Annotated in this window: 14 protein-coding genes; 6 read left to right on the forward strand and 8 right to left on the reverse strand. The window is 72.4% G+C overall.

Annotation, left to right across the window (positions count from 1 at the left end):
- Window positions 1-26 precede the first annotated feature (26 nt).
- Both ACIBPB_RS00470 and ACIBPB_RS00475 read right to left on the reverse strand, forming a co-directional pair.
- Complete coding sequence (locus tag ACIBPB_RS00470; RefSeq protein ID WP_396837516.1) at window positions 27-2,468, reverse strand: M14 family zinc carboxypeptidase; 2,442 nt, start codon at window positions 2,466-2,468, stop codon at window positions 27-29.
- A 146-nt stretch (window positions 2,469-2,614) separates the two neighbouring features.
- Window positions 2,615-4,768 carry an MMPL family transporter gene (locus tag ACIBPB_RS00475; RefSeq protein ID WP_396837517.1) on the reverse strand — a complete coding sequence of 718 codons (2,154 nt, stop codon included), beginning with the start codon at window positions 4,766-4,768 and terminating at the stop codon, window positions 2,615-2,617.
- Between the two features lie 370 nt (window positions 4,769-5,138).
- Here ACIBPB_RS00475 and ACIBPB_RS00480 point away from each other — a divergent pair, with 370 nt between their 5' ends.
- Window positions 5,139-5,492 (forward strand): nitroreductase/quinone reductase family protein, encoded by a 354-nt coding sequence (locus ACIBPB_RS00480; RefSeq protein WP_396837518.1) that lies wholly within the window; start codon window positions 5,139-5,141, stop codon window positions 5,490-5,492.
- A 65-nt stretch (window positions 5,493-5,557) separates the two neighbouring features.
- Here ACIBPB_RS00480 and ACIBPB_RS00485 read toward each other — a convergent pair whose 3' ends face one another.
- The 5 genes from ACIBPB_RS00485 to ACIBPB_RS00505 form a co-directional block, all read right to left on the reverse strand.
- Complete coding sequence (locus ACIBPB_RS00485; protein ID WP_396837519.1) at window positions 5,558-5,929, reverse strand: YciI family protein; 372 nt, start codon at window positions 5,927-5,929, stop codon at window positions 5,558-5,560.
- 1 nt (window position 5,930) lies between these two features.
- Complete coding sequence (locus ACIBPB_RS00490; protein WP_396837520.1) at window positions 5,931-6,578, reverse strand: DUF998 domain-containing protein; 648 nt, start codon at window positions 6,576-6,578, stop codon at window positions 5,931-5,933.
- Window positions 6,579-6,645: 67 nt separating this feature from the next.
- Window positions 6,646-7,902: an RNA polymerase sigma factor gene (locus ACIBPB_RS00495; protein WP_396837521.1), complete on the reverse strand. Its 1,257-nt coding sequence runs from the start codon at window positions 7,900-7,902 to the stop codon at window positions 6,646-6,648.
- A 72-nt stretch (window positions 7,903-7,974) separates the two neighbouring features.
- Window positions 7,975-12,123, reverse strand: a complete 4,149-nt coding sequence (locus tag ACIBPB_RS00500; RefSeq protein WP_396837522.1) for a protein phosphatase 2C domain-containing protein — start codon at window positions 12,121-12,123, stop codon at window positions 7,975-7,977.
- Window positions 12,120-12,917, reverse strand: coding sequence for a hypothetical protein (locus ACIBPB_RS00505; protein ID WP_396837523.1), 798 nt, complete (start codon window positions 12,915-12,917; stop codon window positions 12,120-12,122). Before ACIBPB_RS00505 ends, ACIBPB_RS00500 begins: the two co-directional genes overlap by 4 nt.
- A 170-nt stretch (window positions 12,918-13,087) precedes the next feature.
- Between ACIBPB_RS00505 and ACIBPB_RS00510 the strand changes: the two genes are divergently transcribed.
- From ACIBPB_RS00510 to ACIBPB_RS00525, 4 genes are all read left to right on the forward strand, one after another.
- Window positions 13,088-13,456 (forward strand): VOC family protein, encoded by a 369-nt coding sequence (locus ACIBPB_RS00510; RefSeq protein WP_396837524.1) that lies wholly within the window; start codon window positions 13,088-13,090, stop codon window positions 13,454-13,456.
- Window positions 13,457-13,556: 100 nt separating this feature from the next.
- Window positions 13,557-14,279, forward strand: coding sequence for a helix-turn-helix domain-containing protein (locus ACIBPB_RS00515; protein WP_396837525.1), 723 nt, complete (start codon window positions 13,557-13,559; stop codon window positions 14,277-14,279).
- A 57-nt stretch (window positions 14,280-14,336) separates the two neighbouring features.
- Window positions 14,337-14,996: a dihydrofolate reductase family protein gene (locus ACIBPB_RS00520; RefSeq protein WP_396837526.1), complete on the forward strand. Its 660-nt coding sequence runs from the start codon at window positions 14,337-14,339 to the stop codon at window positions 14,994-14,996.
- Between the two features lie 75 nt (window positions 14,997-15,071).
- On the forward strand, window positions 15,072-15,845 hold the full coding sequence (locus ACIBPB_RS00525) for a YqjF family protein (RefSeq protein ID WP_396837527.1): 774 nt from the start codon (window positions 15,072-15,074) through the stop codon (window positions 15,843-15,845).
- Window positions 15,846-16,728: 883 nt separating this feature from the next.
- Here ACIBPB_RS00525 and yidD read toward each other — a convergent pair.
- Entirely contained in the window at window positions 16,729-17,112 is a 384-nt protein-coding gene (gene yidD / locus ACIBPB_RS00530; RefSeq protein WP_396837528.1) for a membrane protein insertion efficiency factor YidD, read from the reverse strand.
- 111 nt (window positions 17,113-17,223) lie between these two features.
- On the opposite strand from yidD, the gene ACIBPB_RS00535 reads away from it, so the two are divergent.
- Window positions 17,224-18,084: a helix-turn-helix domain-containing protein gene (locus ACIBPB_RS00535; RefSeq protein WP_396837529.1), complete on the forward strand. Its 861-nt coding sequence runs from the start codon at window positions 17,224-17,226 to the stop codon at window positions 18,082-18,084.

The following is an 18,084-nucleotide window of genomic DNA, read 5'->3' on the forward strand; positions in this document are numbered from 1 at the left end:
GGCCACCGGTGTGCACGCGATGACGGCTACTGAACACTCACCCGCTGCTTGTGGTAGTTCTTCCCCTGCCCCTCGGGCTTGTAGTTGCCTTCCACGTTGCCGGCGATGTCGATCGAGAACCAGTTCACCGTGGTGTCGCTGGTCACCGTGATGTTCTGCACCCCCTCACGCATCCCGGCCAGCGCCAACTTCGGCGAGTCGTACGTCGGCCGGCTCCCGTCGAGCGTGTAGTACACGTTCGCCGGCTCACTGGTGCGGAACGTGAACGCCGTCGCCCCCGGCTCCCGCTCGACGACCTCCAGCGACGTCCGAGGCTGGCTCTTGTCCGTCGCGTACGCCCGGGCCACCTCGAGGATCGCGATGTTGCCGTTGGCGAACTCCATCGCCTCCTCGTGCCCCTCGGCGAACGGCGGCTGGAAGCCGACCGCGTTGAACCGCCCGGTCGCCGGGTCGTAGATGTCCGCGCCCACCTCGAAGTCCCAGCCGATGATGCCCCGGTTGTACCAGTGCTCGTCGGCGCTGTTACCGGCCGCCGAGTAGAGCACGTCGGTCACCGGTCCGGTGCGGCCCGGCCAGATCGCCGTGCCTCGGTATTCCTGCACCCGGGACAGGATGTAGTCCGACGAGGTCCAGAAGTACGCCTCGGTGCCCTGGTCGACGCGCGGCAGCACCTCCCGCCCCTCGGCCTTGTAGGCCCCCGGCGGCCACATGAAGTACCCGCCGTAGGAGTGGGTGTTCATCGAGAGCTTGATGTTCGGGAAGTGGTCGACCAGCCACACCTCGTTGCGCGCCTCCGGCTCCGACAGCTCCGCGGGGCCGGCGTACGTGTCGCTGACGCAGTTGGTCGCCGACGCGCCGACGTAGCCGTCGAAGACGGACCCGACCGAGAAGTTCCGGTTGACGTCGACGCCCCACGAGTTGCGGCGGCCCGGGTCGGCGTTGGTCGCCGGGCAGTGGTTGGTCATGTTCCGCCGCTGCATGTTGAAGTCGTACATGCTGTAGTGCGCGCCGTCGGGGTTGACGACCGGCAGGATGAAGATGTCCAGGCCGTCGACGATCTTGCGGGTGTCCGGGTCCCGCGCGTAGTTGCGCAGCAGCCGCTCGGCGGACTCCACGCAGACCAGCGGGGTCACCCATTCCCGGGCGTGCTCCTGGCAGTAGAGGAAGACGCCGATCTTCGAGCCGTCGCGGTGCTTGCCGATGCGCAGCACCTTCATCTGGAACGGCTCGCGGGACACGCTCGCCGGCGCCTTCAGGTTGTCGGTCAGGCTGGTCGCCGGGGCGGCGGCCACCACGCCGGCGCCGGCGTTGCCCCGGTACGTGCTGGCGGTGAGCAGCGCGGCCGCGGCGGTGTTGCCGTTGACCGCGGCGACGACCTGCGCCGCCGTGCTGGTGGTCGCGCCGGTGCCGTCGGTGGCCAGGCTGACGGTGACCGCCTTGCCGGCCACGCTGACGGTCAACGGGGCGTTGGCCGCGCCCGGGTCGACCAGTGCCATGGTGAGGTCGTTGCCGCCCTGGTGCCCGTACGCGGTGGAGGTGACGTAGAGGGTGCTGGCGGCGGCGGTGCCGAACTGGGCCTGGGCCTTGCGCCGGTAGCCGTTGGTCTTGTACGGCAGGTCGATCAGCTCGGTGAGCGTGGGGAACTCTGCGGCCAGGCCGGTGAACCGGGCGGTGACCTCGGTCGGGTCCAGGTAGTGGTCGACGAAGTCCGACACGTACGGGTGCTTGCCGGGGTTCTTGCGTGGGCTACCCAGCCACTTGGTGACGTCGACGGTGGCCGAGCCGCCCTGGCTGCTGGTGATGGTGGCCCTGGCCGGCTTGGCGGTGATCGGGACCGGGTTGCTGAACCGGTGGTACATGTACTGGCCGGCGTCGGTGAACCGGGACATGGTGGCGGTTCCGCCGGAGCCGATCTGCGTGCCGGGCCCGCTGTCCCAGCTCGCCGTGAGCACGGTCGTGGCGTCGGTGCCGGCGCTGGACTTCACCTCGATGTTGAGGAAGAGCTGGTTGTCGAGGCTGGTGAACCACTCGGCCCGCAGCACGGTGAGGGTGTCGACGCCGGCCGTGGCGGCGGTCGCGGCGCGGATGGCGGCGGACCGTTCGGCCATGTTCCGGGCGTGGTCGCTCTGGTCGGAGATGGCGTCCCGCACGTCGAAGCCCTGGTCGCGCAGGGCCTGGCTCTCCTCGGGGCTGAGGACGGCGTGCACCTCGATGCCGTCGTCGACCGGCTTGACGTACTCGGCGAGGTCGACGCCGAGGTCGGTGAGGCGGTCGATGCCGGACCTGTCGGCGACGACGATGCGCATCAGGCCGACGCCGTCCTGGTTACCGGTGGAGGCTCGGTCGGGGGCGACGGTGCGGTCCGTGGTCGGGTTGGCGAAGCCGGGGGCGCTGACGGCGAGCGCCAGGGGCAGGGCGAGCAGGGCGAGGAATCGGCGCGGTCCGTGGGATCTTCCTGTACTCCTCATGAGAGTCCTTCCGGCGAGCGATCCAGAAGGCCGTGCGGTCGGGGTGGCCGATGGACCACCCCGACTGCACCGGCTACGCACAGCGTCGTCGCCGTCACCCCATCAGTCAAGATCGATGGGGTAAGGAATTGTCTCCCGGCCGCGCGTTACACGTTCGCCATGCTGGCCGGCTCCGGCGGCGCCTGCGGCTTGCCGCCGGGCCGCTCGTCGCCGTGCCCGGGCCACCATGCCTTGTGCCCGATCAGCGCGGTCAGCGCCGGCACGAAGAACATCGACATGACGAACGCGGAGAGCACGATGCCGATCGCCACCGCGAAGCCCATCTGCTGCAGGAACGAGATCGGCGCGAGCATCAGCACCGCGAACGTGCCGGCGAGGATCAGGCCCGCCGCGGCGACCGTGGGCCCGGCGTGTTCCACGCCGATGGCGGCTGCCTCGTGCGGCTCGTTGCCCTCCCGCGCCTCCTCCCGCAGCCGGGCGATCATGAGGATGTTGTAGTCGGTGCCGATCGCCACCACGAAGAGATAGAGGATGATCGGTAGCTGGAAGGTGATCCCCGGCTTGCCCTGCAAGCCCTGGAAGAGGTAGACGGTGGCGCCCAGCGTCGCCGCGAAGTTGAGCAGCACCGCGATGACCAGGTAGATCGGCGCGACCAGGCTGCGCAGCAGCAGCGCGAGGATGAGCGCGATGAGGGCGGCCGCCACCGGCAGGATGACCGACAGGTCCCGGTTGTTGGCCGAGTTGATGTCCGCGAAGATCGAGGTGGTGCCGCCGACCAGCGCCTTCGTGCCCGGTGGTGCCGCGGCGTGCAGGTCGTCGCGCAGGTCGTCGCGGACCAGCGTGATGGCCTCGTTGGAGACCGGGTTCTCATCCAGCAGCAGGTTGACCCGGGCCACGCTCGGGTCGTTGCTGCGCTCCGGCGGCTGCGCCTGGCCCACCCCGGGCGCCTTCGCGGCGGCCGCCGCGAACTCGTTGAGCTGCTGGTCGGTCAGGGGCGTGCCGTTGTCGGTTCTCAGGTAGACCTCGGTGGGGGCGAGCGCGCCCGCGGCGAACCCGCGCTGCAGGTCGGTCGCGGCCTTCGCCGACTCGGTGTCCTGCGGGAAGCCGGAGCTGAAGTCGTAGTCGGCCTGGTAGGCCAGCGATCCGGCGGCGAGCGCCACGAGCAGCGCGCCGGAGGCGGCGGCGACGAGCGCCGGGCGGCGTCCGATCACCTTCCCGAGGCGGCGGGCCAGGTTGGCCTCGGGGGTACGCTGCCACGCCTTCGACGGCCAGAAGACGTACCGGCCGAGCAGCGAGACCAGCGCCGGGACCAGGGTGAGCGAGGTGATCAGCATGACCCCGACGGCGATCGCGAGCGCCGGGCCGAGCGAGCCGAAGAAGCCCAGCGAGGCCAGCAGCAGCACCAGGAACGCGACGATGACGGCGCCGGCGGCCGAGGTGATGACCTCGCCGACCCGCTGGACGGAGACCACCATGGCGGTGCGCTTGTCGTCGCCGGCGCGCAGCCGCTCCCGGTAGCGGAAGAGCAGGAACAGGATGTAGTCGGTGCCGATGCCGAAGAGCACGATCAGCAAGATGGTCTGCAGGTCCTGGCTGACGTTGAGGTCGAACGCCTTGCCGGCCGCGGCGACCAGGCCGGTGGTGACGGTCAGCACCAGGCCGACGACCACCACGGGCAGCAGCGCGGCGATGGGGCTGCGGAAGATAATCAGAATCAGCCCGATGATCAGGACGATCGTGGCGACGCCGACCACGGCGAAGGCCTGGTTGAAGGTGTCCTCGTTGTCGACGAAGCTCGCCACGTCGCCGGCCACGCCCGCGGTCAGGCCGCTGCCGGCCAGCGCCGGGCCGAGGTCGGCCCGCAGATCGCGTACGGCCTGGAGCAGGGCCGGGTCGTCCGGCGTCTTCGCGTCGAGCCCGACGTTGACCACCTGCACCGACTTGTCCGGCGCCACCGCCTGTGGGCCCGTCAGGTAGCCGGAGGTGCTGGGAATGTTCTTGGCCTTGAGCGTCTGGGCGACCTCGCCCACCTTCGCCTCGTCGGCCGGGGTGAGCGGCTTGCCGTCGGCGCGCTTGACCACGATGGCCGCGGTCGCGGCGACCTGCTGCGGGAAGACCTTCTTTGCCAGCTCGGCGGCCTGCACCGCCTCGTAGGAGTGGGGCAGGAAGCTGCCCTGGTCGGCCGAGGTGATGTCGCCCAGCGACGGTGTGGTGCCGATGATGGCGGCGGCCGCGACCAGCCAGCCGACGATCACCCACCACGCCCTGCGCACCACGAACCGGCCCAGCCGCTCGAACATGTGTTGTTTCCCCCCGTGTGTAGGGCTTCACCGACGTCAGGGGCGGTGAGCGCCGATGCTCCGCCCGTCACGGTGCAGGGAAGCCTCCGCTACCCCCGGTGCATGCTACCGGCCGCTGCCAATCCTTTTCGGACGGCCACATCGACGCCCGCGTGTCCCGGGCCAGCCAGGAACGTGAGCAGCGCCTACGCCGACCTGGCCGGCCGGGACGGCGGCGGGCGCGGAAGGGCTGGCCCGGCGCCGCCGGCCGGCCCTCGGGGCGGGGGGCGGCCGTACCGGAAAGGTGGTGTCTGCCGGAACCGGCGGCGGACCGGCGTCGCGGTCCCTAGCCTGGCAGGCGGGGACCCAGTCCGGACGGTCGGAGGGCGTCGTGGCCAATGCGATCTGGAACGCCCTGGAGGGCGTACGCGAGGTGGAGATCACCGTGACCGGCCGGCGGACCGGCCGGCAGATCTCCCACCCGGTGTGGTTCGTCCAGGAGGACGACAACCTGTTCCTGGTGCCGGTGACCGGCTCGGACAGCCAGTGGTACAAGAACGTCCGCCGCACGCCGATGATCCAGGTGGCAGCGAACGGCACGGCACTGAGTTCCAGCGTCACGCCGATCACCGATGCCGCGCAGGTCGAGCACGTGGTGGACCTGTTCCGGGCGAAGTACGGCGCGCAGCGGGTGAACGAGTACTACCCGAAGCACGACGTCGCCGTCCAGATCCCCCTCGGCTGACCCGACGCCGAGGCGGGAGCGCCGGGTCGTGACCCCGGCACCCCCGCCCGTGTTCGTCGGGCCGGTCAGCCCTCGTGCGGGCCCTCGCTGACCCGCCGCACGTCGACCTCGACGTCGATGCCGTGCTGGACGAAGACGTCGACGAAGCGCTTGGCCCACTCGACCGCCTCCTCCTTCGACCGCACCTCCACCAGGCCGAAGCCGGCGATCAGCTCCTTGGTCTCGGTGAACGGCCCGTCGGTGATGGTCTTCTTGCCCTTGGTGGCGGTGATCCGCGCCGACTCCTCGCTGCTCTTGCAGAGCCCTTCGGCGGCGACCAGGATGCCGGCCTTGGCGACCTCCTCGAAGTAGGCCCCCATCGTCGTCATGAACTCCGGGGTGGGCTCGAAGGTGCCCGGAACGGACTCGTCGAGCTTGTGCATCATCATGTAGCGCATCTCAGTGCTTCCTCTCGTTGATGGTGTGCAGGGAAACGGCGGTGAGCCAGCCGAAGACGAGGGCCGAGCCGAGGACCATCCGGACGCTGATGCTGCCCTGGTCGGGCCAGGCCATCACGACGACCGTGGCCAGCGCGACCAGCACCGACAGCAGCGCGCCCAGCCGGCCGAAGCGCCGGGCGAACACCAGGCAGGCGATGGTGAGCGACCCGAACGAGAGCATCGCGCCGACCCCGTGGCCGTAGGAGTGCCAGCTCATCGTCGGCGGGTTGCCCGCCGGGGCACCGGCCGGCCAACCCATGCTCGGGTCGGGGCGGAGCACCCCGGCGATGATCAGGCCGACGCCGAGGACGGCCACCAGCGCCGGCCCCCACGTCCCGGCCGGCTGACCGCGCAGCGCCCGGCGGAGCCCGACCGCCCCGGCCAGGGCCAGCAGCCCGGAGACGACGAAGTTGCCGATCTGGAGCCAGCCGTACTCGCCGAGGGTGAGCAGGCTGAGCGGCTGCCGGCTGAGGTCGAAGCCGTCGCGGGTGAACGCCTGGGCCAGGCCCAGCCCGACGAACAGCGGCCCGGCGGTGGCCCCGGCCCGCAGCAGCGTCACGGTCCGGACCGCCGGCGTGGTGGCTCGGGTCAGCGTCGTACTGGTCATCTCGGTCTCCTCATCGGTTGGTCTCGCTGACGCGTCGCACGGGCCGACCGGGATCCGACATGACTTCTCAAGATTTTTTCGGGCCACACTCCGCGGCCCGGGACAGCAGCAGGGCACGCTCCCGGGCGTTGCCGGTGAGGGCCGCGGCCCGCTCGAACTCGACCCGGGCCTCGTCCTGCCGGCCGAGCTTGACCAGCAGGTCACCGAGCACGCTGGGGAGCAGGTGGTAACCGGCCAGCGCCGGCTCCGCGGCCAGCTTCCGGACCAGGTCCAGGCCGGCGGCGGGCCCGTCGGCCTGGGCGACCGCGACGGCCCGGTTCAGCTCCACCACGGGTGAGGGCACCAGCCGGGCCAGCTCCGCGTAGAGCGTCGCGATCCGCGCCCAGTCCGTCTCCTCGGGGGTACGCGCCCGCGCGTGGCAGGCCGCGATCTCCGCCTGGACGGCGTACGGGCCGGGGTGGTCGGTGCGGGCCCGGTCCAGGGCGGCCAGGCCGCGGCGGATGAGCCACTGGTCCCAGCGGCCGCGGTCCTGGTCGTTGAGGAGGATCGGTTCGCCGTCCGGGCCGGTGCGGGCGCGGGTCCGGGACGCCTGGATCTCCAGCAGCGCGGCGAGGCCGTGCACCTCGGGCTCGTCGGGCATCAGCCCCTGCACCAGCCGGGCCAGCCGCAACGCCTCCTCGACCAGGGCCGGGCGCATCCAGTCGTCGCCGGCGGTGGCCGAGTAGCCCTCGTTGAAGATCAGGTAGACCACTTCGAGGACCGAGTCGAGGCGTTCGGCGCGCTCGGCGGGGCCGGGCACCTCGAACGGGACCCTGGCGGCGGCGAGGGCCTGCTTGGCCCGGGTGATCCGCTGGCCGACGGTCGGTTCGGTGGTCAGGAAGGCGCGGGCGATCTCGCCGGTGGTGAGACCGCCGACCAGGCGCAGGGTGAGCGCGGCGCGGGCGAGCGGCGACAGCACCGGATGGCAGGCCACGAAGATCAACCGGAGCAGGTCGTCCTCGATCCGGTCCTCGACGGCGGCGTCGAAGTCCGGGGTGTGCTGCTCGTCGAGGTCCCGGCCGAGCTCGGCGAGCGTACGCTGCTGGGTCTGCCTGCGGCGCAACAGGTCGACGGCCCGGCGCTTGCCGACGGTCATCAGCCACGCGCCGGGATTGTCCGGTACGCCGTCGCGCGGCCACTGCTCCAGCGCGGCGACCAGCGCGTCCTGGGCCAACTCCTCGGCCAGGCCGACGTCGCGGACCAGCCCCGCGAGGCCGGCAACCACCCGGCCCGACTCCATCCGCCACACCGCCTCGACGGTGCGCCGCGCCTCGGATTCCGCCATGGGACGTATCACAGCAGCTCACGCCCGCCGGCAGAACGGCGGGGTGGGCGGCCCGGCACGTGCGCCGAGCCCTCAGGCACTCGAGCCCGCCGCACCGGGCCGGTCCGACGCGCCTCTCAGGAGTGCGGTCAGTTTTCCCTTCTTGCGGACGAGGTCAAGGACGAGCACCGTCGCCTTCTCACCCTGGGCGAGGGCGATGAGCCGGTTGGCCGCCGTCTCCCGGGTGTCCGCCCCGCTCAGTGCCGCCGCCAGGTCCTCGTGGGTGGCCTGCGCCCACACCCCCTTGCTGCAGATGAGGTACCGGTCACCGACCTGCGCCCCGTGTACCGACACGACGGGACCGATGTCGCGGCCGTCCAGCACCCGTGCCGGTACCCCCCGCATGTGGTTGCGGTAGGCGAACTCCGGATCAGCCAGGAATGCGGCCAGCTTCTCGGTCTCGTGCGTGGGGAACTGCGTGAGGGGTTGATCCCTGCGCGCGCGGTAGACCCGCACATCGCCGAGTTGGACGACGCCGATCCTGCTGCCAGCGAGGACCACCGCGCCAACGGTCGCCGCCATGCCCTTGCGGCCGTCGTCCTCGCCGATGGCCCGGTTGAGGTTGGCGATGGCGCGTTTGATTCCCGCGTACAGGGCTTGGAGAGGGTCGATCGCCGACTGCTGGTCGAGGGCGCCCAAGGCAGCGGCGACGGTCGCGCTGGCGACGTCCGGGTGCGGCCTGTCGTCCTGCCCGTCCGCCACGGCGAAGACACTGCTGCCGACGAAGACGGCGTTGACGTCCTTCTTCCGGTGGTGACCGGCGTCCGAGCGGTACGCACTGGCGACGACGAAACCCGGCTCCGTCTTTCCCGCCTCCGAGCGGTTCACCGGAATGAGGGTGAGCAAACTGTGCCCCTTCTGCTCATCCGGCTGAGGCGGCGCAGTAGGTCCGTCCTCGGTCACCGCCCTGCCGCGCCCCCAGCGGAGGGATTCCTCCTGCGGATGCGGTCCGGCCGGTTCATAGATCGAGGGGGGCGCAGCAGGTGGCAGCGTGCGCAACCGCACCTCCCCGCCCGGGACGGGTGAGGTGACGGGCACCGCGAGATGAAAGGCGATGATCTCGTCACCCGCCCGTACCAGCAGATCACCGGACCCGGTGGCGTGCAGACCACGAATCGGTGCCGCGAGTTCGATCTCGTCGATGAGCGCGCCGCGCCCGTCCCATGCCCGCACGACCCCGCCCTGGTCGCCGGTGAAGAGCAGGAGCATGTCGTCGAGGGCGCCGGCGGCCGCGGACAGCACCGGTGCCTCGTGTCGCAGCGGAAGACGATCGCTGGAACCCTCGATGACGACCGCCTCGTGGGGCGCATCGGCCAGCCGCACGATCCGTCGCTCCCGTCCGCTGACGCGGAAGCTCTCCGCCACCTCCATCGGCAGGGTCATGGTGGCCGCCCGGAGACGCAGCTCCAGGTCCCACACCTCGCCGGCGCCGGACGACGTCACCGATATGACCGATCTCCGGCCGGCCAGCCGCGCGGGCGCGAGAAGTTCCGGCCGGGCGGCGCCCTGCAGCACGACGTGGGGGTGCGGCTCGGTGGAGAGGTGCCGGAGCAGGGTGCCGCTGACGTCGCCGCTCACGACGGCACCTCGCGGGCCTTCGTCGTCGACGCAGATGGCGGTGACCTCCTGCCGATGGACGCACGGCTCGCTGGCGAGCAGCCTGCCGGAGCGGAGGTCGCGCCAGATGAGGCTGCCGGCGGCGGTGCCGAGAACGGCGATCGCTTCGCCGTCGTACGAGCCCGTCGCCACGGCCGTGACCGCGCTGCTGGTCGAGTCGGCCCAGAGCGGTTGCCAGGCGTCCGCCACGCCCGGCAGGTCGAACAGCCGGGCGGCGAGATCGGCGCGGCCGCGGCGGACCGCCGCCAGGGCGATGCTCCGTCGACGGTGTGCCACATCCCCCTCCGTGGAGGATGCGGCTGTCGCCGCGCGGACGATCTCCAGCAGCTCCTGTCCCGCCGTGCCCTCAGTGCCCGCACCGAGCGAATCCGCCTGGTCGAGCAGCGCCCCGGAATCGGCGACCAGCAGATAACCGAGGTCCGTCAGCACCTCGTCCAGCCGGTTCGCCAGGGCCGCGTGGGCTCCGGCATGCCGGAGCAGGTACGGCTCGGCCAGCTCCCACTGCCGGTCGGCCCCGGCATCGTCCGTGCCGACGCGGACCGCGGCCAGGAGACCGTCGAGGACAGCGTCGGCGTCGCTCACCTGCTGCAGGTGGTCGGCCAGCCCCTGGTGGAAGAGCCGGTAAAGGGTCGTGCCGTCCACCTCAGGGCTGTTGCGCAGGTAGAAGCGGACGGTGTCGAGGACGCCGAGGATCTCGTCGTGCTCGGGGACGGGCCGGTTCGCCAGGGCGGCCGCGACGTGCGCCAGGATCCGGACCGGCATGCCGTCGCCCTTGGCGTGCGCGAGCGCGGACAGCACCGGCGCCACCCACGGGCTGGTGGCCCGCGTCCGCAGATCGAGCTCCAGCAGGTCGGGGAGGGTGCGGGGCACGTCCTTGCCGAGCCGGATGGCCGTGGGCTGATCGGCGATCGGCTCGGGGAAGGTGCTCAGCACGTAGCCGGTGAAGAGGCCCGCGACGAGGAAGGCGCCCCACTCCCGGTTGGCGGTGTCGACGGTCAGCGCCTCCGCCACGGCCCGCGCCAGCACCTGCGCGGTGCCCACGTACGGAAGCTCGTCCCATCGCCGGTCGGCGAGCAGCAGGTTGTAGACGTAGCCGCTCACGTCGTCGCGCAGCCGGCGCGGCTCGACGTCGTCCAGGTCCAGGACCCAACCGGTGTCGGCGGTGGCGGCGGCGGTGAACAACGGCTCGAACTCGGGCAGTGGCCGGGTGCCCACCAGGATCCGCACCGGGTTCCGGTCGGGCCGGCTGACGCGGCTCAACGGCAACAGGAGCTGCTCCATGATGGCCAGCTTGTCGGGCGCCTCGTCCAGCCCGTCAATGATCACGACCGGTACCTCCGGCATGGCGGAGACGGCCGAGATGACGTCGGCGGCCGACGGATCCTGAACGTCGGGGAGCAGGTGGAGCTGGCGGGCCAGCGACGCCACGACCTGAGCGAGGCTGCGCTCCCGGGCGCTGATCGCGGCCATCTGCCGGTTCGGGTACGGTGCCTGCTCCGCGCGTTCCCACACCGGGCGCGTCGGTTCGCGCAGCTCCGGGTGCGCCGCGCACACCAGCAGCCCGATCAGGGCGGACTTGCCCGCCCCCGGCCCGCCGGTCACGATGCACAGCCCGCCGCCGCCCTGCAGGTTCACCCACGGCGAGAGCCTCTTCAGCTCCCGGGACCGCCCGCTGAAGCAGCCGGTGAGCCGGTCGGTCGCCAGCACTCCGTAGCCGGCGGCCCGGGACAGGAAGTGCCCGGCGTCCAGCGCCTCGTCCACGTCCTCGAGAAACGGCAGCACCGCGGCGTCCACCCGGGCGCGGGCCCGCCGCCCCTGCGCGTCGGTGAAGGCCCGGTTCTCGAAGAAGGGCAGGTCGAGCGGGGGCGAGCTGATGTCGACCCGGTTGGCGGTGACCCGCTGGTGCAGCGCACCGGCCTGCCCCACCCGCCGGCTCACCTCCCGCCTGATCTCGCGCGCGATGGTCTCCAGGCTCGCGAAGCGCACCGACTGGTCGAGGTCGAGCCGACCGTCGGCGAGTTCGCCGAGGACGTGCGCCACGGCGTCGGTGAACCGCCCTTCGAAGGCCGCCTCCCGGGGGCCGCAGGCCGCGATCACCCAGGCCCGGGTCCGATCGTCGCTCTGCGCCGCCTGCCAGTGCAGCCGGGCCGCGAGCCCGGCGTGACAGACGTCGAGGAGGAACAGGGTCCGGGGCGCCTTGGGCGGGTCGTGGTCGTCGACCCGACGCAGCCACGCCTCGACGTTGCTGTCGTCGTGGTGGCGGCCGTCCGCCCCGACCAGGTAGAGCGTCCCGTTCCTGGTAATGCCGTGGCTGTAGACGTGCACCACGAGCGTGTCGTCCGGACCGAGCGACTGGGACGCCGTACGCACCGCCTCGCCGATCTCCGCCGCGGTGTGCGCGCCGGCCATGGCGGTGCAGGCGTAGCCGAGGTGGCGGAGGGCCTCGGCCAGCGCGTCGACGCGGCGGGGGACCTCCGGCAGCGCCTCGATCGCGTCCGGGTGCGCCTCCTCGCCGGCGGGACTGTCGGCGGCGACCCCGATGCTGAGGGCAACGCGCTGCGTCATGCCCGGCGAGCGATCTCTGCGCCGACGGGCGGCGCGGCGAGATACCGCGCGGCCCGATGGAACTCGAAGAGCCCGAGGTTCACCTGATGGTGGTCGTCCACGTCGAACAGGTCACCGAGCCGGGGCGGCACCGCGACGAAGTCGCCGATGTCGGCCACGTTCGACCAGTGCGACACGGCGGGTGGCCGGCGCACCGCGGGGGGTTCGATCTTGTGGAACACCACATCGGTCAGACCGAGCGGCGACCCGAGGGTGAGGAGCAGGTCGACCGAGAGCTCCGGGTGGCGGCACAACGTCTCGAACGCCACCACCGAGCCGAGCGAGTGCGCGATGAGGACCCGTGGACGGTGCTCGGCCAGGAGGGACGCGAGCCGCTCCTGCGCGGGCTCCCGTCCGGGGCCGTCGAAATAGGCGGGCACCTCGCGCAGGAACCGCCCGACGAACCTGTCGACGGCCTCGTACCCGAGGCCGTACCGGCGGCTGATCCAGCTGACGATCTGCCGGACCGGCACCGTGGCCAGCCCTTCGGCGACCTCTCGGGGCGCGCCCATGGCCAGCGCCCAGTCGGCGAGGGCCCGCTGCCCACTCGGCGGCAGGTGCCCGGCGGTGGCGCCCTGCGGCGTCTCCACCGCGACGCAGTCGGCGTAGTACGCCACCCGGACGTCCATCGGCACCGCCTCGGCCGAGCCGGCCAGCGCCCGCGCCCACGCCGTGGACAGCCGGGCGGCGGCCTCTCGGGGCGTGCGGCCGGCGTCCCGGTTGAAGATGCCGTGCACCCCGACGACCCGAAGCATGTTCGTAGCGTATCCACAGTGAACACAATCGGCAGCGTCCGCTGGCGGTGCCGGGGGTGACCCGCCGCTCGTTGAATCGGCGCTGGCGGCTGCGGTTCGGGTGCGTGGGCGGGGAGTGTCGTAGCCGACTCGTAGCCTGGCGCGGTCCCCGACGATCGCAGGGAGGCGACGTGCTCGACCACTTCTCCGTCATGGTGCGCGACCTGGCGACCAGCGCCGCGTTCTACGACGCGGTGCTCGCCCCGCTGGGCGGGCGCCGGATCATGGAGCCCGGACCCATCGGCTACGGCGTCGACCGTCCCGACTTCTGGCTGGTGCCCGCGGCCCCGGAGGCCGGCGCCCCGCTGGAGGCGCACATCGCGTTCACCGCCCCGGACCGGGCCGCCGTGCGGGCGTTCCACGACGCCGCGCTGGCCGCCGGCGCGGAGGTGCTCCACGCGCCCCGGGTCTGGCCGGAGTACCACCCGACCTACTACGGCGCCTTCGTCCGTGACCCCGACGGCAACAACGTCGAGGCGGTCTGCCACCGCCCCGAGTGAGGCACCCGCGGCACCTGCTGCCGTTCCTCGGCTGCGGCCCGGACCGTCGACGTCGCTAGCCTGAGCAGGCAACCTTGGCGGATTGAAGACGGAGGAGGCCGTGGCCCTGCGGTTCGAGCATCGCGCCACCGAGATCGACGTGAGCCTCGTCGACCGGGTGTGGCGCACCCGCTCCGACGCGGAGGAGACGATGACGTCCGCGGCACGCACCTGCTGGCATCTGATCTTCTCGCGGGCGCGGGGACGCCTCCTCGCCGGCCTGCGCGGGCCCGAGACCAGAGCGACCACGGCACCGGTCCCGCCGGGCACCGAGTTCCTCGGGGTCCGATTCGCGTTCGGCGCGGTTCTTCGGCCGCATCGTGCCGCCTCGGTCGTCGATGGGTACGTGCCGTTCCCGGTGACCGAATTCGGCCGGATCGTCATCGGCGGCGAGGGCTGGGAGGCGCCGACGTTCGAGAACGTCGAGCACTTCGTCCGCCGACTGCGGGACGCGGGCCTGCTGGTGCGCTCGCATCTCGGGGAGCAGGCCGCCGAGCATCCCGAAGCCGGCCCGACCGACCGAACCCTGCAGCGCCGGCACCGAGCGATCACTGGGCTTTCGCGAACCACCGTGCGGCAGATCGACCGGGCGAACGCCGCGGCCACGATGCTGCGCGACGGCCTTGACTGGCGCACCGTCGTCGAGACGTTGGGGTACTTCGACCAGGCCCACCTCGCGCACGCGCTGCGCCGCTACGTCGGGCACACCGCGCGCGAGCTGCGGGCGGGTCAGGTTGCCTCGATGTCGTTCCTGTACAAGACCCACCCTGGGCCGGGCAGCTAGCGTCCGGCTGCCAGCCAACCTGGCCGGCTGTCCGCGACCCGAGTTCCGAGGAGAACCGTGCTGCTCAGCGTCAACACCTTCGTCAGTCTCGACGGCGTCATGCAGGGGCCCGGCGCCCCCGACGAGGACCGCTCCGGCGGCTTCGACCGCGGCGGGTGGCTCGTTCCGTACGCCTCGACCTGGACCAACGAGGTCGTCGAAGGCTGGTTCCATGAGGCCGACGCGTTCCTCTTCGGCCGCACCAGCTTCGGCCTGCTCGGCGGATACTGGCCGAAGGTCACCGAACCGGACAACCTGATCGCCACCCGGCTCAACACGCTGCCGAAGTATGTCGTCAGCTCCACGCTGACCGACGATGAAGCCGACTGGCACCCGACGACGGTCCTCCGCGGTGACCTGGCTGACGAGGTGCGCCGCCTCAAGGAGCTTCCCGGCGGGGAACTCCAGGTTCACGGAAGTTGGAAGCTCGTGCAGACACTGCACCAGGCCGGACTCGTCGATGTCTACCGGCTGCTCCAGTACCCGGTCGTCGTCGGCACGGGCAAGCGCCTGTTCCCCGACGGATCGGTGCCCGCGGCGTTCACCACCGTCGAGGAGAGCTCGCGCGTCCTGCCCGGCGGCGTCGTCTCGCTGACCCTCACGCCCACGCGCCTCGGCGCGATCTCCGCGGGCGCGTACACGGTGCATGACGGGCGCTCGGCGACGGTCCTCGACTGACGTCGCCGCCCGACCCGCTTCGCGGTGTTGGTCTCCGGCTGGAAGAACCCGCCGTCCGTCCGGCACGATGACGCCGTGGACATCGAGCCGGTCGAGGTGGCGCCGACCCGGACGTTCCCGTGGGCGTCGCTGCGGCAGCGCTGGCAGGACCTCACCTTCCTGCACTGGGCGGTCGCGCCGGAGATCGTGGCGCCGCTGCTGCCCGCCGGCACCCGCCCGGACACCGTCGACGGGCTCAGCTACGTCGGCCTGATCGGGTTCCGGATGGTCGGGCTGGGCCTCGGGCGCGGCCCCGGGATCCCCTACTTCGGCACCTTCTGGGAGACCAACGTCCGGCTGTACTCGGTCGACGGCACCGGCCGACGGGCGGTGGTGTTCCGCTCGCTGGACGCGTCCCGGCTGGTGCCGGTGCTGGTCGCGCAGCTCAGCCTGCGGCTGCCGTACAAGTGGTCGGCGATGCGGCTGGACCGCGACGGCGACCGGCTGACCTACCGCTGCCGGCGCCGCTGGCCCGGCCCGCGCGGCGCCGCCAGCCGGATGACGGTACGGGTCGGCGACCCGATCGCCGAGCCGACGCCGCTGGAACACTTCCTCACCGCCCGTTGGGGCCTGCACACCCGGGCGTACGGACGCACCCTGCACCTGCCGAACTGGCATCCGCGCTGGCCGTTGCACCGCGCCGAGCTGCTGCACCTGGACGACGAACTGGTCACCGCCGCCGGCCTGCCACCGATGCCGGGGCCGCCGGTGAGCGTGCTCCACTCCCCCGGCGTGCCGGTGGTGTTCGGCGGCCCGATGGCGCTACGCCCACGGCCCGGTGGCGCCACCGCCCGCCCGCCAGCACCCTGAACCGGCACCGACCCCGGATAACACTCGGGTTGCCGCCCCGGGCTGCATGAGGCCCGGGTCGGGTGACCGCCCGGGTCGGGTGACCGCCCGCGTTGGGTGATCGCCCGGGTCGGGTGGCCGCCCGCGCTGGGTGACCGCCCGCGCTGGGTGACCGCCCGCGCTGGGTGACCGCCCGCCTTGGGTGACCGCCCGCCTTGGGTGACCGCCCGCCTTGGGTGACCGCCCGCCTTGGGTGACCGCCCGGGTCGGGGTGGCGTCCGGCCCATCTCCGGCGCGTGCGACGGGCGGTCCGCACGGACACCATTCGGCGCGGCCGCAGGTGCGCCCGGCGGCGCCACACGGCCGCTGGCCGGTGTCGGTACCGGCTCCACGGGCTCCGCCGAGAGGACGCACCACTTCTTGGCGATATGCCTCTGGGGCATAAAGATGCCGCAGAGGCATATCGCCGTTGAGCACCGAGACGCCCGCGAGGACGGCGTCTCGGCCCACCGGTCGTCGCTCGCGTCGGGGGGCGGCGTCGCCGGGCCGGGCCTGGCCGACGGCGGTCCGGCCGGCCGAGCCGCAGCCCAAGCCTCAGACGCAGACGCAGACGCAGACGCAGACGCAGGCGCAGGCACAGCCCAAGCCGCAGGCGCAGACGCAGACGCAGACGCAGGCGCAGCCCAAGCCGCGGGGCACAGCCCAAGCCGCAGACGCAGGCACAGCCCAAGCCGCAGGCGCAGGCACAGCCCAAGCCGCAGGCACAGCCCAAAGCCGCAGGCGCAGGCCAAAGCCGCAGGCGCACTGACCGCAACCGGTCGCGAACCACCCCGCACCACCCGCCCTCGCCCGGCCGCAGCCTGGTCGACCGCTGGTGCGGGTGCTGCTCACCGGCGGTCCGCGTTCAGCGCAGCGGATCGTGGGTGCCGCGCGGGACCGGCGGGCGGCAGCGGCGTACCCGGTCGGCGGCCAGCCGGCCGCCCACCGCGAGGCCGTACTTCTCGACGGCGGCCAGGCCGTAGGCGCTGCACGTGGGGGTGAAGCGGCACTGGCCGGGCCAGCGGTGCGACAGCCAGCGCCGGTAGCCGAGGATGGCGGCCCGGCCGGCGCGGTCGACGACCGGGACGCGGGTCGCACCGGCGACGAGCGCGCCGAGGGTGAGCAGCGTCGAGAAGAGGCCGAAGTCGCAGCCGCCCGGGCCGTCACAGTCGCAGAATCGGCAGTCGGGCAGGTCGCAGTCGCACCAGTCCCGGTCCTTCTTGCGGCGCTTCCGCTTCAGCTTGATCACGACGCCATGATGGGGCACCCGCGCCAGCCGATCGGATCGGGTCGGCCGGGATCGGGTCGGTGCAGGTGGCGGCGCCTAGCGTCGGAGCCGTCAATCAGGAAGGGGCATCGGGTGCTGGAGCGGCTCAACCAGGCCATGGACCATCTCGAACGGCACCTCGATCAGCCGCTCGACGTGGCCGCGCTGGCCCGCATCGCCGCCGTGTCGGAGCACCATTTCCGGCGGCTCTTCTCGGCCCTCGCCGGGCTTCCGCTGTCGGAGTACGTGCGGCGCCGGCGGCTGACCGTGGCGGGGGCGGAGGTCGTGGCCGGGGAGGCGCCGCTGCTCGACGTCGCGGTCCGCTGGGGGTACGGCTCGCACGAGGCGTTCGCCCGGGCGTTCCGGGCGATGCACGGGATCGGCCCGCAGGAGGCCCGGCGTACCGGCGCATCGCTGCGCGCGCAGCCCCGGATGTCCTTCCGGCTCGTCGTCGAAGGGAGCGCCAGCATGGAATACCGGATCGTGGCGAAGGAGGCCTTCCACCTGGTCGGGCGGAAGGCCCGGGTGCCGCTGGTGCACGAGGGGATGAACCCGCACATCGTGGCGTTCGTCCGGGGCATCGACCAGGAGACCGTACGCCGGATCGAGGCGCTGTCGGACCAGGAGCCGCACGGGATCGTCAACGTCAGCGACGACCTGGCCGGTTCCCGGGCGGAGGGCACCGAGCTGGACTACTGGCACGGGGTGGTGACCGGCGCGGAGGCGCCGGAGGACCTGGACCGCCTGCCGGTGGCGGCCGGGTCGTGGGCGGTGTTCCGCGTCGCGGGGGCGTTCCCGCAGGCGGTGCAGCAGCTGTGGCGGGACGTGTTCACCCAGTGGTTCCCGTCGAACCCGTACGAGAGCCGGCCGGGGCCGGAGATCTCGAAGGTCCGGGTGGCGCCGGGCGGGGAGACCGCCGAGGCGGAGCTGTGGGTCCCGGTGCGGCGGGTCTGA

This window comes from Micromonospora sp. NPDC049836 (genome assembly GCF_044465125.1).
Lineage (GTDB): Bacteria > Actinomycetota > Actinomycetes > Mycobacteriales > Micromonosporaceae > Micromonospora.

Coding starts and splice junctions, on each gene's coding strand:
- ACIBPB_RS00470 (WP_396837516.1), bottom strand. CDS start 2,468: ATGAGGAGTACAGGAAGATCCCACGGACCGCGCCGATTCCTCGCCCTG.
- ACIBPB_RS00475 (WP_396837517.1), bottom strand. CDS start 4,768: ATGTTCGAGCGGCTGGGCCGGTTCGTGGTGCGCAGGGCGTGGTGGGTG.
- ACIBPB_RS00485 (WP_396837519.1), bottom strand. CDS start 5,929: ATGCGCTACATGATGATGCACAAGCTCGACGAGTCCGTTCCGGGCACC.
- ACIBPB_RS00490 (WP_396837520.1), bottom strand. CDS start 6,578: ATGACCAGTACGACGCTGACCCGAGCCACCACGCCGGCGGTCCGGACC.
- ACIBPB_RS00495 (WP_396837521.1), bottom strand. CDS start 7,902: ATGGCGGAATCCGAGGCGCGGCGCACCGTCGAGGCGGTGTGGCGGATG.
- ACIBPB_RS00500 (WP_396837522.1), bottom strand. CDS start 12,123: ATGACGCAGCGCGTTGCCCTCAGCATCGGGGTCGCCGCCGACAGTCCC.
- ACIBPB_RS00505 (WP_396837523.1), bottom strand. CDS start 12,917: ATGCTTCGGGTCGTCGGGGTGCACGGCATCTTCAACCGGGACGCCGGC.